This is a genomic window from Candidatus Hydrothermales bacterium, assembly GCA_039630235.1.
In the GTDB taxonomy this organism is placed as follows: Bacteria; Hydrothermota; Hydrothermia; order Hydrothermales; family JAJRUZ01; genus JBCNVI01.
In genome coordinates this window covers 391,390-407,798 of sequence record JBCNVI010000001.1, presented here as the reverse complement: position 1 = coordinate 407,798, position 16,409 = coordinate 391,390, and the positions used below count along the sequence as shown (strand labels likewise).

At 32.6% G+C, this 16,409-nt stretch carries 14 protein-coding genes; 10 read left to right on the top strand and 4 right to left on the bottom strand.

From position 1 onward, the window contains the following. Positions 1-5 precede the first annotated feature (5 nt). From glgB to ABDH49_01885, 10 genes are all read left to right on the top strand, one after another. A complete protein-coding gene (glgB, locus tag ABDH49_01930) occupies positions 6-1,886 on the top strand; it encodes a 1,4-alpha-glucan branching protein GlgB (protein ID MEN3045737.1) in 1,881 nt (626 codons plus the stop codon). Continuing rightward, complete coding sequence (gene malQ, locus ABDH49_01925; GenBank protein MEN3045736.1) at positions 1,879-3,381, top strand: 4-alpha-glucanotransferase; 1,503 nt, start codon at positions 1,879-1,881, stop codon at positions 3,379-3,381. The genes glgB and malQ overlap by 8 nt, the downstream gene beginning before the upstream one ends. Positions 3,382-3,482: 101 nt before the next feature. Beyond that, positions 3,483-5,039: an NADH-quinone oxidoreductase subunit M gene (locus ABDH49_01920; GenBank protein ID MEN3045735.1), complete on the top strand. Its 1,557-nt coding sequence runs from the start codon at positions 3,483-3,485 to the stop codon at positions 5,037-5,039. Position 5,040: 1 nt separating this feature from the next. Next, the gene (locus ABDH49_01915) at positions 5,041-6,459 is read left to right on the top strand and encodes an NADH-quinone oxidoreductase subunit N (GenBank protein MEN3045734.1); all 1,419 of its coding nucleotides are present in this window, start codon (positions 5,041-5,043) and stop codon (positions 6,457-6,459) included. A gap of 19 nt (positions 6,460-6,478) precedes the next feature. Then, on the top strand, positions 6,479-7,510 hold the full coding sequence (gene tdh, locus ABDH49_01910) for an L-threonine 3-dehydrogenase (GenBank protein MEN3045733.1): 1,032 nt from the start codon (positions 6,479-6,481) through the stop codon (positions 7,508-7,510). Positions 7,511-7,706: 196 nt separating this feature from the next. Next, positions 7,707-8,855, top strand: a complete 1,149-nt coding sequence (locus ABDH49_01905) for a hypothetical protein (GenBank protein ID MEN3045732.1) — start codon at positions 7,707-7,709, stop codon at positions 8,853-8,855. A gap of 37 nt (positions 8,856-8,892) precedes the next feature. Beyond that, on the top strand, positions 8,893-9,336 hold the full coding sequence (locus ABDH49_01900; protein MEN3045731.1) for a choice-of-anchor X domain-containing protein: 444 nt from the start codon (positions 8,893-8,895) through the stop codon (positions 9,334-9,336). Beyond that, positions 9,333-10,643: a hypothetical protein gene (locus ABDH49_01895; protein MEN3045730.1), complete on the top strand. Its 1,311-nt coding sequence runs from the start codon at positions 9,333-9,335 to the stop codon at positions 10,641-10,643. Before ABDH49_01900 ends, ABDH49_01895 begins: the two co-directional genes overlap by 4 nt. A gap of 2 nt (positions 10,644-10,645) precedes the next feature. Beyond that, complete coding sequence (locus ABDH49_01890) at positions 10,646-11,122, top strand: hypothetical protein (GenBank protein ID MEN3045729.1); 477 nt, start codon at positions 10,646-10,648, stop codon at positions 11,120-11,122. A 101-nt stretch (positions 11,123-11,223) separates the two neighbouring features. Next, positions 11,224-12,753 (top strand): Na+/H+ antiporter NhaC family protein, encoded by a 1,530-nt coding sequence (locus ABDH49_01885; GenBank protein MEN3045728.1) that lies wholly within the window; start codon positions 11,224-11,226, stop codon positions 12,751-12,753. Between the two features lie 14 nt (positions 12,754-12,767). Here the strand turns inward: ABDH49_01885 and ABDH49_01880 are convergent, their stop codons facing one another. From ABDH49_01880 to amrS, 4 genes are read right to left on the bottom strand one after another with little or no spacing between them, the layout of a single operon-like run. Then, the gene (locus ABDH49_01880) at positions 12,768-13,589 is read right to left on the bottom strand and encodes an ABC transporter permease (GenBank protein MEN3045727.1); all 822 of its coding nucleotides are present in this window, start codon (positions 13,587-13,589) and stop codon (positions 12,768-12,770) included. Next, positions 13,580-14,404, bottom strand: coding sequence for an ABC transporter permease (locus tag ABDH49_01875; protein MEN3045726.1), 825 nt, complete (start codon positions 14,402-14,404; stop codon positions 13,580-13,582). Before ABDH49_01875 ends, ABDH49_01880 begins: the two co-directional genes overlap by 10 nt. Continuing rightward, a complete protein-coding gene (locus ABDH49_01870; protein ID MEN3045725.1) occupies positions 14,401-15,369 on the bottom strand; it encodes an ATP-binding cassette domain-containing protein in 969 nt (322 codons plus the stop codon). Before ABDH49_01870 ends, ABDH49_01875 begins: the two co-directional genes overlap by 4 nt. After that, on the bottom strand, positions 15,360-16,391 hold the full coding sequence (gene amrS / locus ABDH49_01865) for an AmmeMemoRadiSam system radical SAM enzyme (GenBank protein ID MEN3045724.1): 1,032 nt from the start codon (positions 16,389-16,391) through the stop codon (positions 15,360-15,362). The genes ABDH49_01870 and amrS overlap by 10 nt, the downstream gene beginning before the upstream one ends. Between the last annotated feature and the right edge of the window lie 18 nt (positions 16,392-16,409).

Sequence of the window (16,409 nt, the reverse complement as noted above, 5' to 3'; positions counted from 1 at the left end):
ATAAAATGTTTTCCCTTTTCACAGATTATGATATCTATCTTTTTAAAAAGGGATGTCATTATAAACTCTATAAAAAACTTGGCTCCCACGTTATAAATTTAAATGGGAAATATATAACATATTTTGCTGTTTGGGCTCCAAATGCTGAAAGGGTGTATGTGGTGGGAGACTTCAACAATTGGGATCCAGAGAAAACCCCAATGTTTGTAAGATGGGATGGATCGGGAATATGGGAAGCCTTGGTAGAAGGTGACTTACACGGAGCCCTATACAAATATTTCATAGTCTCCAAATATAACAATTATACTGCGTACAAACAGGATCCCTATGCCTTTTATCATGAAAAACCGCCTGGTAATGCTTCTGTTGTCTATAGATTAAATTATAAGTGGAACGATGAGGAGTGGCTTAGAAATAGAAAATTTATTAATCATCACGAAGCACCAATTTCAATTTATGAGGTTCATCTTGGTTCATGGAAAAGAAAAAACGGTGAGTTTTACAACTATAGGGAAATTGCCCCTTTACTATGTGAATACGTTAAAGATTTAGGTTTTACACACATAGAGTTTTTACCACTTATGGAACATCCCTTTTACGGTTCATGGGGATATTTGGTTACAGGTTATTTTGCTCCCACTTCTCGCTATGGAAAACCAGAGGACCTTATGTTTTTGATTGATTACCTGCATCAAAACGGCATAGCTGTGATTTTTGATTTTGTCCCATCCCATTTTTCTAAAGACGATTTTGCCCTTTCCTTTTTTGATGGAACCTGTCTTTATGAACATTTGGATCCAAGGAAAGGCAGACACCCTGATTGGGATAGCTTGATATTTAATTATGGAAGATATGAAGTCAAATCCTTTTTAATTTCAAGTGCTGCCTTTTGGCTTGATAAATATCATGTTGATGGTCTTAGAATCGACGCTGTAGCCTCGATGCTTTATCTTGATTATTCAAGAAGGGAGGGTGAATGGATTCCAAACATCTATGGAGGTAGGGAAAACCTTGAGGCAATAGAATTCTTAAAGGAAATGAATTCATATCTATACCGCGAGTTTGAAGGTATTCATATAATTGCTGAAGAATCAACAGCTTGGCCTAAAGTTTCAAGAAGAGTTGATGAGGGTGGACTTGGCTTTGGTATGAAATGGAATATGGGATGGATGCATGATACTCTCTTTTACTTTTCTAAAGATCCAATTTATAGAAAATATCACCATGATAAGCTAACATTTAGTATTTGGTATGCCTTTAGTGAAAACTTTGTTTTACCTCTTTCTCATGATGAAGTGGTTCATGGAAAAGGCTCTCTTTTAAATAAGATGCCTGGTGATGAGTGGCAAAAATTTGCCAATTTAAGACTTTTATATGGCTACATGTTTGCCCATCCCGGTAAGAAACTTCTTTTTATGGGAAACGAGATAGGTTTAGATAAAGAATGGAATCATGACGCAGAAATAGATTTTTCCTTACTTAACAGAAATCTAAATAGATCACTTTTTAATTATGTAAAAAAACTGAATGAGATATATAAGAATGAGAAATGCTTTCATGAGACAGATTTTTATCCTGAAGGTTTTGAGTGGGTTGATTTTTCTGATTATACTCAAAGTGTTATAAGTTTTTTAAGAAAAGATAAAAAGGGTAACTTCATACTTGTTGTCTTAAATTTTACACCTGTAGTGAGAGAAAATTATAGGGTCGGAGTCCCAGAGAGGGGTAAATACTATGAGATCCTTAACAGTGATGGTGTTTATTTTGGGGGAAGTGGTGTAAAAAATGGGGAAGTTTACTCTGAGGATATTCCCTTTCATGGAAGACCCTATTCTATAAGACTTACCCTTCCTCCACTTGGGGTTTTATATTTAAAGCATGAATAAAAGGGGAGCAGGAGTTTTTCTTCCAATATTTTCACTACCTTCCCCATTTGGCATAGGAGATTTTGGAGGAACCTCCTATAAATTTATTGACATATTAGAGGAGGGTAAATTTAAATACTGGCAGATTTTACCTTTAACACCAGTTGATAGGAGTGCCTATTATTCTCCTTATATGAGTAATTCGGCCTTTGCTGGGAACTTTCTTTTTATATCTCCATATAAGCTTATAAAAGATGGCCTACTTGACAAAGGTATTTTAAAAGAAGTTGGATCTTTTAGAGAAGATTTTGTTGAATACGATAAAGTATTTGAATTTAAATCCTATCTTTTAGATATTGCCTTTAATAATTTCAAGAAAAATATAGATCAATTTAAGGATTATTTTGAGTTTTTAGAGGAAAATGAGTATTGGCTTTCTGATTTTTCGCTCTTTTGTGCGTTAAAAAAAGAGTATGGCACTTTGTGGTGTGATTGGGATAAAAAAGTAAGAGATAGAGACGAGAGAGCTTTAGAAAAATTAAGGAAAAAATATGAGAATGAAATAGAGAGAGAAAAGTTTGTCCAATATATTTTTTTTAAGCAGTTTTATGAGGTCAAAAGTTATGCAAACAGAAAGGGTATAAAAATTATTGGTGATTTACCAATTTATGTCTCTCTTGATAGTGCTGATGTTTGGGCTAATCCCTATATTTTTAAACTTGACAGCGAAAAAAGACCTATTTATGTAGCTGGTGTTCCACCTGATTATTTTTCAGAAGAAGGGCAGCTATGGGGGAATCCTGTTTATAACTGGGATGTAATGAAAGAGCAGAATTTTGATTTCTGGATAAAAAGGATTTACCATAGTATAAAACTCTTTGATGTAATTAGGATTGATCACTTTAGGGGTTTAGTTGGGTATTATCAAATTCCCTATGGAAGAAGTGATGCAAAAGTTGGCTACTGGGAAAAAGCACCTGCTTTAGAATTTTTTGAGGCAATCTTTAAAAAGTTTGGAAAGATTGAGTTAGTTGCTGAGGACTTAGGTTACATAACCGAAGATGTAATTGAAATAATGAAAATTTTTAATATACCGGGAATGAGAGTTTTTCAGTTTGGATTTTTAACAAAGGATATGTCAAATATTCATCTTCCTCATAACTATCCCTATGAATGTTGTGCCTATTCTTCTACTCATGACACAAATACTCTGCTTGGCTGGCTCGAGGTAGAGATAAAGGATCAGGAGAGAGAGTTTCTTGAAGAATACATCGGAAGAGGAAAAAATAACATTGAGATGATTGATAGTATTATAGACCTTTTGATTTCTTCAAAGTCAAAAATAGTTATTTTTCCAGTTCAAGATATTATTTTAATTGGAGATAAGGGTAGAATAAATAGGCCAGGTAGAAAAGAAAATAACTGGGTTTTTAGATTAACCTTAGAAAATTTCAAGGAGTTTTTAAAAAAAATGGATTACATGAGTGAAAAAATTGTCAAGTACAAAAGGTATTAGAAGAATTTCTAATTTTTGAAAAGTTCCTTCAGTTTTACATAGAATTAGTTTTCAATTAGGTGGTTCAACTCCGAAAGTTAATAGTCTAATTAATTCAAGTGGTGAAAGTACCAATTCTTTCAATAATAGTTTTTTCTCCCTTTATTGGAGCCTTCATAATGTTATTCTTGAGAAGAAGACCACTTCTTGTAAGGATAACAGCTAGCATCTTCTCCGGGATTTCACTTTTTTGTTCCATCTTACTTTTTTTTCTGTATGATTTCGAAAAGGGCGGCTTTCAGTTCGTAGAAAAAATACCACTTGTTCCTTCCTTAGGGATAAGCTATTATCTTGGAGCCGACGGCATCTCCCTTTCTCTTTTACTTTTAACTGGCCTTATAATCTTCACGGGAACTTTTGCATCTTGGACAATTCCCTTTAGATCACAGGAATTTTATATACTTTTATTTGTCTTAGTTACAGGTGTTTTTGGTGTCTTCTCCTGTCTCGATTTTTTCATATTCTTTCTTTTTTACGAAATTGCTGTTTTGCCGATGTATCTTCTTATTGGAGTATGGGGAACTGGAGCTGACCTAAAGCCAAGGATTCCTCCCAATAGGTTCATCGAATACATAATGAGACCTATTGATACAGCAATGAGAAATGTTGAGCTCGGAACTAAAGAATACGCAGCTGCAAAGCTTACACTTTATCTTCTTCTTGGATCAGCCTTTATTTTAGTAGGAATGCTTGTTTTGTACTTTAATGGAAATAGAACTTTTTCTTACACTGAGTTGAGTTTAATTAATTATCCTTTGCATCTTCAGAGAATTCTTTTTTTAACTTTTTATATAGGTTTTGGTGTTCTTGCTGGTGTTTTTCCTCTTCATACGTGGTCACCTGATGGTCATGCTGCGGCGCCTACTGCTGTTTCAATGCTCCATGCAGGGGTACTTATGAAGCTTGGTGCTTATGGAGCAATGAGGTGGGGATGGGGGCTTTTCCCTCAAGGAGCCTCTGACTTTGTTTGGCTTGTTGGACTTATTGCCTGTATAAACATAGTTTATGGTGCACTAACGGCAATGAATCAATTTGACCTTAAATATATAGTTGCCTATTCCTCTGTTTCACATATGGGATACGTTATGTTAGGACTTGCAACATTAGATGAATGGGGTTTAAACGGAGCAGTTTTCCAAATGTTCTCTCATGGAATTATGACTGGTCTTTTGTTTGCCTTAGTAGGTCTTGTTTATGAGAAGTCACATACGAGGGACATATTAAAGATGGGAGGATTTGGGAAAAAGATGCCTGGTATAGCTTCAGCGTTTACAATAGCAGGTCTTACCTCTCTTGGACTTCCAGGTTTATCTGGATTTGTTGCAGAAGTACTTGTTTTTATAGGTGCTATAAGATCAGGTAATTTTCCTTGGTTTTTAGCAGCACTTACAGGCACATTTATAACGGCTGTATACGTTTTAAGATTTTTGAAAATTGTTTTCTACGGACCCTTTAAAGAGGAGGTTTGGCATGATTTATCCGATGCCAAGGGTCCTGAGTGGGTAAGCCTATATATGCTTTCTATTATCCTTATACTTTTTGGAATGTTTCCCTTTTTACTTCTCAAATATATTGATTTAAGTGTGATCGAATTTTTATCAAAATTTAAAGGAGGGTAAAATGATCAAAACATTTATTTTTGAAATTCTTATTTTAATTTTGATATTCTTAAATTTTTTTCTTAGTTTTTTCCTTCCGGAAGACAAGAAGGGAAAGGTTCTGGGGATACTAAACTCAGTATTTCTTACTTTAGGCATTTTTTCTTTTTTAGTATTTAAGGACTTTATTGGAAATTCTCTGGGAGACGTTTATCTTGATGAATTTTCCTTCTCACTTAAGCTTTTATTCTTTTTAGCTGGACTTATCGGCATCTTAGGAAGTATGCACTTTGTTGAAGAAGAGCTCAAAGATAGAAAGGCTGAATATTATCTTTTTATTTTAACATCTATCCTTGGAATGTCACTACTTGTATCTTCAAAGAATTTTCTTCTATTTTTTGTATGTTTTGAACTTATGAGTATACCCCTTTATATTCTTTCAGGTATAAAAAAATACGATACCCTTGCTCCTGAAGTTGCGATTAAGTTTTTTTTAATTGGAGCCTTTTCTGCTGGTTTGATGTTTTTTGGAATATCACTTATTTATGGTGCCACAGGGGCACTTGATTATGTAAAAATAAAGGAAACTTCTTACGGAGTTTCACCTCTTTTTGCAGCTGGTCTTGTATTTTTAATTGCAGGAATTGGTTTTAAAATTGCGAGTTTCCCTTTTCATTCTTGGGTACCTGATACTTACGAGGGAGCTCCTGAAACTTTTGTAGCTTTTCTATCAGTTGCTCCAAAGGCTGCTGGCTTAGGAGCCTTATTTAGGATAATTTTTGAAGTTTTACCTCCAGGAGCATATGATTTTTTACTTTTAATCGTTGTTCTTTCATTCTTTTCAATGTTTATCGGGAACCTCTTAGCTTTACCTCAAAAAAATTTAAAAAGAATGCTTGCTTACTCTAGTATTGCTCATATCGGTTATATCCTGGTAGGAGTTGCTGCTTATACAAGGGAAGGTATCAGTATGGTTATCTTTTATCTTTTTACTTATCTTTTCTCGAACATGGGAGCTTTTCTTTTTGTTGAGATAGTAAGAGGTGTAATAAATAAAACAGATATAGATGACTTAAAGGGTCTTTCTCAAAAGGCTCCAGTTTTATCTCTTTCTATGCTTATAATTCTTTTATCCTTAGGCGGGATTCCGCCAGTTGCAGGTTTTTGGGCAAAGCTATATGTGTTTCTTGCTGGAGTTCACGCAGGCTTGTGGTATCTTGCTTTATGGGGTGCAATTCTCACCATTGTGGCTCTTTTCTATTACCTAATGGTTGCGAAAAGAATCTATATTGAAAGCTCTGATTATGAATTTAAAGCAAAGATTCCTTTCGGGCTTAAACTTTCCATGATAATTTGTGTCTCAGGAATTTTATTTTTTGGGTTCTATCCCAAGCCGTTAGTTGATTTTTCCTATTTTGCATCTAATTCTTTTTTACCATAATAAAAGGAGAGGTTTTTAAATGAAAGCAATTGCGAAAACAAAGGAGGCCCCTGGTTTTGAAATTATTGATACAAAGGAGCCGACCCCTGGAAAGGGGGAGGTTATTTTGAAAGTAAAGCGATGTTCTATATGTGGGACAGATTTACACATATATAAGTGGGACAAATGGATAAGAGATACTATGAAACTTCCAAAAATTGTGGGGCACGAGGTTTGCGGAGAAGTTGTTGAAGTTGGAGAAGATGTTAAAAATTTCAAAAAAGGTGAAATAGTTTCAGTGGAATCACATCTTGTTTGTCACAATTGTCCTGCTTGTAAAAAGGGAAATTATAGAGTCTGTTATAATACTAAAATTCTTGGAATTGATACAGATGGAGCTTACGCAGAGTACGTAAAAGTTCCTGCTTTTAATTTATGGAAAAATGAGATAGATTTGCCTATAGAGGTTTTGTCTTTAAAAGAGCCTTTTGGAAATGCTGTTGATACCGTGCTTACGGAGGATGTATCTGGAAAAAGTGTTTTAATTTTAGGAGCTGGTCCTTTGGGTATGATGGCTATACTTATTTCAAAGCATTGTGGGGCTTATCCTATTTTTGTGGCGGAAGTTAAAGAGTATAGGGTAAATAAGTCAAAAGAGCTTGGTGCTGATTATGTGATAAATCCCTTGAAGGAAAATTTATATGAATTTATCAAAGATCATACAAGAGGGGAAGGCGTAGATGTTCTTATAGAAATGTCAGGAAATCAAAGGGCACTTGAGGAAGGTTTAAAATGTCTTTCGCCTGATGGTAGAGCTTCTCTTTTAGGAATTTTTGATGGGACTGTAAATTTAGATTTTAATAACTTGATAGTTCTTAAAAATATAAGAATTTATGGAATAACGGGAAGGGGTATGTTTTCTACCTGGTTTAAAGTTGATAAACTTTTAAGTTCTGGTCTTGATCTAAGGAAAGTAATAACTCATACCTTTAAAATGGAAGAGATAGATGAGGCAATGAAGTTAATGGAAAAAGGTGAATGTGGAAAGATTTCTCTTTTACCCTTTGATTAAAGAGAAAATAAAATTTTTTGAGAGTTTTTTCCCAAACTATAAAGTTTCTCTTTTTTACTTAACGTTAATCATTTTTCTAAAGGGATTATTACACTTTTTATTCTTTGGAACTTCTCCTGTAAGAAAAAATTTGGGCGAATTTTTGTTCTTTATCTACTACTTGTTTTTTTTCTACCTATCTTTATTATTAATTTTTTTGATCTTTCTGAAGTTAATTAGGGGAAAAAGGACAAAAAGTATAATTTCTTACTATCTCTGTGGTTTTGCAATTATACTTATTTCTCCGTTAATAGATTTTATCTTTTCTTCAAAGAGGCTCCCTGGAAGTATTCAGCTTAGTGATCCTCTAATTTTTTCTTCTCTTTCAGTGGGAGCACAGTTAGAGATTTTATTTTTTTCTCTCTTAGGTTTTTTATATTCAATTTCTTACAGGAGATTTTACAAGGCAATAATTACTTTTTTGTTTAATTTTTTTGCCTACTTAATTTTAGTTTTACTTCCTTTTTTAATTATAGGTGAGAAAAGTATTTTAGCTGTTGATTATTTTAGTTTTTATTACCAAAAGCTTTCTCTTTTTTATATTTTTTTATTCCTTTTCCTTTTAGTTATCTTTTTTCTCTTCTTTAGATTTCATGAGATTAAACTTTTGAAAGATTTCTTAAATTATGATTTTCTCTTTATAAATCTTTTTTTACCTTTTATGGGCTTTTGGATTAGTTTTAAAACCTTTCATAAGGATTCAGCTATATTTTTCGAGTCTTTTTTTAACAAGTTGATTCCCTTCCTAGTTTTAGTTCCTCCCCTTTTTTACTCTTTTACCAAGTTTCTTTTTAAAAATAAAAAAGAAATTTACCCGTTTTTTTTAATTTTGTCTTTAGTTTTATCTTTCTTTTTTTCTGTTTGTCACCTAATTTTTCTTTTGCTCTTATATGCTATTTACTTTCTCGAAAGATTAGTGTTAAGGAATTTGAAACTTAGACCTTTACAGATTTCAATTGAATCGGGTTTTCTTTTCCTTTTTGGTTATTCTGTGTTTCACTTTCAAGCTCTATATAATTTGCCCGATAGGCCCTTAATTTTATTTATTTTTGTTTTCTTTTTATTTTATGGTATTTCAAGATACTTTTTAATGAAAAGAAAAAAACTTCAAGGTTACTTATTTTTTTTAATAGGAATTATTCTTCTGCCCCTTTTCGGTTTTTCGAGCATTTTTTATTATATCATATTCATGTTAACTTTAATTTTTTTAGGATTCCTTTACTTTTTAAGTGTACCATCTCTTAAATCACTAGACCTAATTACTTACTTTTTTGTTATTTCCTTTTTCCTTATGAATGTGCTCTAATTTGAATTTTTTCTGATCTTTTTTAAATAATTATAGGATGAGGTTTCTCATTTTACCTTTTGTTTTTATTAATTCCTGTGCTCTGTGGAATGCAATTAGACCAAGAGTATATCCTCCGAGAGTTATCGATGGAAGCACTCTTCCTGAAGAAATGAGAAAAAAAATAAAAGAAAATCAAAGATTTGTTATATTTGAACTCTATTCACCTTCTGCAAAATATGTAACCCTTGCTGGAGATTTCAACGGCTGGGGAGGAACAGCAAATGGAGTCTATAACCCTGAAATTGATAGGATGAACGATGATGGTATAAACGGGGATAGGGTAAAAGGAGATGGTATCTGGACAATTGTAAAAATACTTTCTCCAGGAGTTTATCAATATAAGTATGTTATTGATGGAGTTCACTGGATACTTGATCCATCAAATCCTGAAAAAATTCAAAACGGTCCATATTTAAATTCATTATTACGCGTAAAATGAAAAAATTTCTCCTCCTGTTTCTTTTGATATTTTTATATTGCAAAAAAAGAGAAACAACCTACTTTAAGTTACCCGGAAATTTTTATCTTTCTAACTATAGCACAATGCAACTTGCCGGTGATTTTCAGGGTTGGAACCTAAGTGATGCAAATTCCTACATGGAACTTGTAGATGATTTTAAATGGGTAATCGTAAAAAAATTTAAATATAAAAGAAACATAATGTTTAAATTTGTTCCAGATCAAAAATGGGATCCCTCTTTTGGAACCCCTTGGGAAGATACCCTTCTTTTTGGTAAAGTAGAGCTTGTTTCTGGTGAAGGGAATCATATATCTGCAAGTTTACCCTCTGAGGGCTATTATAAATTTACACTAATTGAGGACTCTTTACTTTATAGAATCACTAAGCTAACTGGAACTGGAACCATAAAAGGTAAAGTTGAGTTTGAGGGTATAGAGCGGGCACCATATCCAATTTCAAAGGTTTATATTTACTATAAGGGTTCAGATACTATTTTAAGAGTATTTACTACATCTCAAAATGATAACTCCTTTGAATTTAATGATTTAGTTGAGGATCACTTTACTTTAATTGCAAGTTCGCAAAACTACTTCTCAGATACCATCTCTTTATTTTTAAACTATGGAAGTATAAAAAGTGTTAATTTTAATTTAAGAAAAAGTCTTACAAGAACTCCTATAGTAATTGATGGAATAAATGATTTTTTACCTTCAGATCTTGTAGGTGTTGATCCTACCCATGATATTTCTGAGCCTAATCTTGATCTTGATTCACTTTGGGCTGTTTATATTGGCGGTAATTGGTATATTGGTTTTAATGTTAAATCAGACATAAATTATGGACTTGCCTTTGGTATTTATATCTTTACAGATTCTATAAGCCCATCAGGTGCCGATAGAGACCCTTGGAATAGAAAGGTTGCTGCTGGAGATAGCTTAAATCCATTTTATCCTAAATACATTCTTTATGTATGGCATCCTGACTCAGATATATTAGAAAAAGCCCAGCTGTGTGTGTGGAGTGGAACGCGTTGGGTTTATAAAGTATTAGAAGATAGGGGAGGGGAACAGGGTTACACTAGTCGTAAGTTCCTCGAATTTTCAATACCTGACTCCTTAGTTTCAAATCCTGATTCTATATTCATAGAAGTATTTACAACAGGAGGTGAAAACACTCATGCTCAGGATACATCACCCTATGATCCAAATGTGAATTTTCCAAATCCTGACTGGAGCTCAAGATTTACTTATCTTTCAAAATTTGTTAAGGTTGTAAAAAGGCCTTAATTTTGAAACATTCTATAATAGTTGGTTTAACCTTCGGTATGACATCTGGAATTATAACTACTATGGGACTTATGATTGGGCTTTTTTCAGGAACAAGTTCAAGGCTTGCCGTTATTGGTGGTATTTTAACTGTTGCAATTGCTGATGCCTTTTCAGATGCTCTTGGTATTCATATTTCGGAAGAGTCAGAAAACGTGCACTCAACCAAAGAAATATGGATTTCCACAATTTCAACTTTTTTAGCTAAACTTTTTTTTGCCTCAACTTTTATAGTACCCGTTATTCTTTTTAAGATAAATATTGCAATCATTGTTAACATTTTATGGGGATTTTTAGTTTTAGGTTTTGCAAGCTATATTTTAGCTAGGGCTCAATCAGAAAATCCTCTTAAGGTTATCTCAGAACATCTAATTATAGCAATAGTAGTGATCTTACTCTCCCATTTTGTAGGAGTGCTTATCTCTAATTTTTTTAATTAGTGAGATTCTCCAAAATTTATTTAGTCTATTTTTCAGTTTTTCTTTTTATACTTTTCATAAAATTTTTAAAGATTGGGACTGTCAAGAGTTTTCTAAGCGTTTTGCCACCTCTTCTTGCAGTTATCTTCGCAATCTTAACGAGAAAACTGATTTTAAGTTTATTTTTTTCAATTATAATAGGTAGTTTACTTCTTTCTGATTTAGAAAATTTTCTTTTTAAATCATTGAGTTTTATTGCAAATTCAGTGCTTGATTTTACAAATATTCAGATACTTTTATTCGTCATCTTTATCATGTCAATGATAACTCTTATTACGGCATCTGGTGGATTTTCATCTCTTGTGAACTTTTTGATGAAATTTGCAAACACAAGAAAAAAGGCACAACTTATTACTGCACTTCTTGGACTTTTGGTTTTTATCGATGACTATGCTAATACGATGGTTGTTGGAACTTCCGCAAGACCAATAACAGATAAGTTTAAAATATCAAGAGAGAAACTTGCTTTTCTTGTTGATGCTACATCAGCCCCTGTTGCCGGTATTTCTATTATTAGCACGTGGATTGGCTATGAAGTTGGACTATTGAGTGAGTTTGCGAGAACCTATAATATTTCAAAAGATGGTTACTCAATTTTTCTTGATATGTTAAGGTTTAGATTCTATTGTATTTTTCTTTTAATTTTTGTCTTCTTTTTAACATTTTTTGGAAAGGATTTTGGGTCTATGAAAAGGGCAGAGGAGAGGGCAAAAAGGGAAGGGAAGATTCTAAATGATAATGCAACTCCACTATCTTCAAAGGGATTTGAAAAAATAAAAGAGGATATTGAGGCAAAACCTTCAATTTTAGTTTTTGTCATTCCTATCTTTGTGTTATTTTTAGCTCTTTTTGTTGGTTTATGGATAGATGGAAAAGGTTATAGATTCATTGAGCAAAATTTTTTTAATATTTTAAATCCATCTGTTTGGTTAAAAGTTTTGGCAAACTCTGAAAATAATATAAGTGTTCTTGCCATCAGTTCATTTTTAGGACTTTTATCAACAGTTATAATTTCTAAAGCAAAGTCAGGTTTAAAGTTTAAAAAAATTTTTTATTACTCCTATAAAGGTGCTTTTTTTTCTTATTTACCGATAACTATATTAGTTTTAGCGTGGTCTTTAAAAAATGTGTGTGTTGAGTTAAAAACTGCTGAATACTTAATAGATATTTTAAAAGAGGTAATTCCTCCTAAGATTTTTCCTGCTCTTACTTTTCTTGTAAGTTGCTTAGTTTCTTTTGCAACTGGTACAAGTTGGGGAACTATGGCAATTGTTATTCCAATAGCAGGTCCAGTTGCTTTTGGACTTGAAGGTAACACCCTTGGTTATATAACTACTATCACTTTAGCTTCTGTTCTCGATGGTGCTATATTTGGCGACCACTGTTCACCGATTTCTGATACTACCATAATGAGTTCTATTTTTTCTTCTTGTGATCATATAGATCATGTAAAAACTCAACTTCCCTACAGCATTTTTGTTGCAACCTTTGCACTCACTTTAGGCTATTTACTCTCAGTTTTAAGCCTTTCACCTTTTCTCTCAACTTTTATTTTTTCTTTCTTTCTCCTTGTTTTCTTTAAATTTCTTTAAAATCTGATTTAAAACTATCCACCAGTTGTTTCTTCAATTTTTCCTTTTTTTCTTGCTATTTTCTCTGTTAAGTTGAAAATTTTGATTGATAAAATGAAAAATAAAAATGAAATTATGATAAAGTTTATCAACAATTTGTTTGGATCAAATGTATCTTGAGAGAGGATGTTTATTCCAAGGCTTTTTCTGATGCCATCAAGCCACAATGTAAAAGGTGAATAAGTAGCTATTAAATTAAGCGGAAATGGCAAAACCTTTACAGGAAACACTACTCCTGAAATGAGAAAAAGTGTACTTGTAAAAAATTCCTGTAAAAAGAAAGCATATCTTGGATATAAAAGTAGAAGAGAACCAAATAAAAGACCTGTTGAAAAAAATAGGGGGATTGAAAAAATTAAATAAATTACAAATAAAACACTTAGGGAAAATTTTATAGAAAAGAGGATTTTACCAGTTACTAAAAGAACTGTCACTGAAAATAGAGAAAGAACGAGGTAAGCAAAAAATCTTCCGAATAGATTAAAAGTGTAAGAGTAAGGCAGAATAATCATATACTTTAGAGTTTCATAAAATTCTCTATCGGATAGAATGCTCCAAGAGATACCAAAAGTTGAATTTTGAACAAAGGTCCAGAAAACTGTTCCAAGGTATATAAATGAAAAAAAGGGATTTTTTAGATCAAAACCTAAAACAGCCTTATACATAAAAATTACAAGAATAACGGTGGAAAAGGGTTTTATCGTTTGGTAAAAGAAAAACCAAAAGGGTCTTGTCCAATTAGATTCAACCTTAAGGGCTAACAAAAAGGAGGATAAAAGAAATCTTATTATTGCCATCTTTCAATGAGAGTACCTTTTTCTCTTGCAATTTCCTCCATTTTTTTAAGGAAAAAGTAAGACATGAAAATGAAAATAATTGCCAAAAATGTAAGAATAATTAATTCTACATAAATATTTAAAAAACCCTGTGCTTCTTCTCCAAAGAAGCCTTGTCGAATAGCATCAAGGCCTAAAGTTAAAGGTAAAAGAGAGGAAACTATAGCAATGAAAATTGGTAAAACCTTTATAGGGTAATATAAACCAGAGAAAGCATAAACTGGTTCCTGAAGCAACTCAGATAGATGCCATGCTTCTCTTCCCCATATTAGGTATAAAGAAGAAAAAGCCATCCCAAGCCCATAAAGACCAAATAGCGTAATAAAGAAGGCTAAAAAAATAAGTAGAGGATTAAAGTATTTAATGGGCGCTTTAAAAACAAAAAAGGCAAGAAATAGAACAAGGGAAGATCTAATAAGAATCATGTAAATTCCTCCAATTGACATTCCTATAAGGATTGCTATTTTTGAACATGGAGCAATTATGAAATATCTAAGATTACCTGAAAGTTTTTCCCAATAAAGTTGCGATGCGATACTCCAAAGAACATTTAGCCAGAAGGCAAGTATGAAGCTTCCGATTATCACAAATCCCTCGTATACTTTTTTGGCTCCAAGAGTTCTATAAAGATATATATAAGAGGCTAAAGATATAATTCCAGTTAAACCATTTAGGAAAATAAATGAACCCTCTCTATGTGTAGCTACGATTCTTACATAGGCTCTTGCAATTAATGATCTTAAATTTAATTCAAGTGATTCTTTAAATTTTCTCATTGCTCTCTTTCAATTTCCTCAAAACTTTTACCTACAAGCTTTATAAAAACCTCCTCTAAGCTCGGTTCAATCTTTTTAAAGGATAATATTTCTATATTATCCCTTCTTATTTCACTTATTAGCCTCTCAAAGGAAAGATTTTTGGGTGTCCCTAATTTTACATAAAACCTCTCACCCTCAAGTTTTTTGTTTTCTATGATATAAAAATTATCGCTTTTTTTGATATAATAATCCTTAGCTTTTATTTCAAATTCGTAAATTTCCTCCTTTTTCACTAAATCCTTTAATCCCAGGGGTGTATCACAGGCTAAAATTTTTCCCTTATTTATAATAGCTATTCTATCACAAAGTTCCTCAGCTTCATACATATTATGGGTTGTTAGTAAAACCGTTTTTCCCCTTTTCTCCTTTACCCAATTTTTTATAAATTTTCTGACATTTACGCTTGATTCAACATCTAAACCCATCGTTGGTTCATCAAGGAAAATACAATCAGGATCATTAATGAAACCTCTTGCTATATTCATCCTTTGCCTTAGTCCTGTTGAGAGTCTTGATACTCTTTTTTTAAGATGGGGCTCTAAATCAAGAAGAGCTGAAAGTTCTGAAATTCTCTTTTTTGCTTCTTTTAAGGAAAGTCCATAAAATTGCGAGAATAAATAAAGTGTTTCCTCTGTAGTTAAAATTCCATAACCTACTTCCTCTCCTCCAGACACCATGTTTATTCTTTTTCTAATCTCCTTATAATCTTTTTCTACATCATATCCTAAAACATAGGCTTTTCCTGAAGTTGGTAATAGTAAAGTCGTTAAGATTCTTATTAAAGTTGTCTTACCTGCCCCATTAGGTCCTAAAAGACCAAAGATTTCTCCTTCATTAACTTCTATAGATACTCCATCAAGAGCAACTATTTTTCCGTAGGATCTTTTGAGGTTAACTGTTTTAATAGGACTATCTATTCCCATACCCCCTTAATTTCTGCCTTACATTTTATGCATCTTCCATCTTTTATCTTATTTTCAATAACAAAAAATATTTCTCTTTTTATTAACAGTTCTCCACATTCTGGACAGTAGGTGCTTTCAAGTTCTGGAAAGCCGTATACGTTTCCACCGTAAACAAACTTTAAGCCCTCTTCTAAACCTATTTCTCTTGCTCTTATGATTTTTCTTACTTCAGTTCTCCTTCTATCAGTCATCTTATAGTCAGGATGAAAAGCAGTAATGTGCCACGGAATATAGGGTGATATACTCTTTATGAATCTGGCTATTTCCCTTAATTCGTCTTCAGAGCTATTATAATTTGGAACCAAAAGTGTAACTATCTCAAGCCATAATCCCCTTTTATACACTTTTTCAATTCCTTCAAGAACAAACTTTAACTTTCCTCCAAGAATTCTGTAATTTTCATCTCTAAAGCTTTTTAAATCAATTTTATAAGAATCTAAGTAGCCATCGAGATAGTCTAAAACTTCATCAGTTAGGTATCCGTTTGAGACATAGCCTGTTTTAAGTCCTTTTTCTTTTGCTAATTTAAAAATTTCCTTAGCCCATTCTGTTGTTATCAGTGGTTCATTATAAGAAGAGATAATACTTTTTGAACCTTTTCTAATGGCAATTTTTACAATATCTGAAGGTTCAATTTCTTGATAGTAAAGTATTGAGTTTTTGTCTTTAAGGGCTTGTGAAGTTAACCAGTTTTGACAGTAGGGACAATGAAAGTTACAACCGAGCATTCCAAAGGTTAGGGCGTAGCTACCTGGTAAAAAGTGAAAAAATGGTTTTTTTTCTATAGGATCATTATTAAGACCAGAAACATAATTAAAGGGAACGTAAAGTTTTCCATTAACATTAAACCTTACCTTACAGATACCTCTTTTTCCCTCAAAAATTACACATTTATGTGCACAGGCTAAACATCTAACTTTTTTTCCGTCTAAAACTTGATACAATTCTCCCTCTTTTGTGAGTCTACCTATTTCTAACATTTTTCCCTTCAAGTTTAT

Bases quoted from the DNA above. Each gene is read 5' to 3' on its own strand.
- glgB (MEN3045737.1), top strand. From the start codon at position 6: ATGTTTTCCCTTTTCACAGATTATGATATCTATCTTTTTAAAAAGGGA.
- malQ (MEN3045736.1), top strand. From the start codon at position 1,879: ATGAATAAAAGGGGAGCAGGAGTTTTTCTTCCAATATTTTCACTACCT.
- ABDH49_01915 (MEN3045734.1), top strand. From the start codon at position 5,041: ATGATCAAAACATTTATTTTTGAAATTCTTATTTTAATTTTGATATTC.
- tdh (MEN3045733.1), top strand. From the start codon at position 6,479: ATGAAAGCAATTGCGAAAACAAAGGAGGCCCCTGGTTTTGAAATTATT.
- ABDH49_01900 (MEN3045731.1), top strand. From the start codon at position 8,893: ATGAGGTTTCTCATTTTACCTTTTGTTTTTATTAATTCCTGTGCTCTG.
- ABDH49_01895 (MEN3045730.1), top strand. From the start codon at position 9,333: ATGAAAAAATTTCTCCTCCTGTTTCTTTTGATATTTTTATATTGCAAA.
- ABDH49_01880 (MEN3045727.1), bottom strand. From the start codon at position 13,589: ATGGCAATAATAAGATTTCTTTTATCCTCCTTTTTGTTAGCCCTTAAG.
- ABDH49_01875 (MEN3045726.1), bottom strand. From the start codon at position 14,404: ATGAGAAAATTTAAAGAATCACTTGAATTAAATTTAAGATCATTAATT.
- ABDH49_01870 (MEN3045725.1), bottom strand. From the start codon at position 15,369: ATGGGAATAGATAGTCCTATTAAAACAGTTAACCTCAAAAGATCCTAC.
- amrS (MEN3045724.1), bottom strand. From the start codon at position 16,391: ATGTTAGAAATAGGTAGACTCACAAAAGAGGGAGAATTGTATCAAGTT.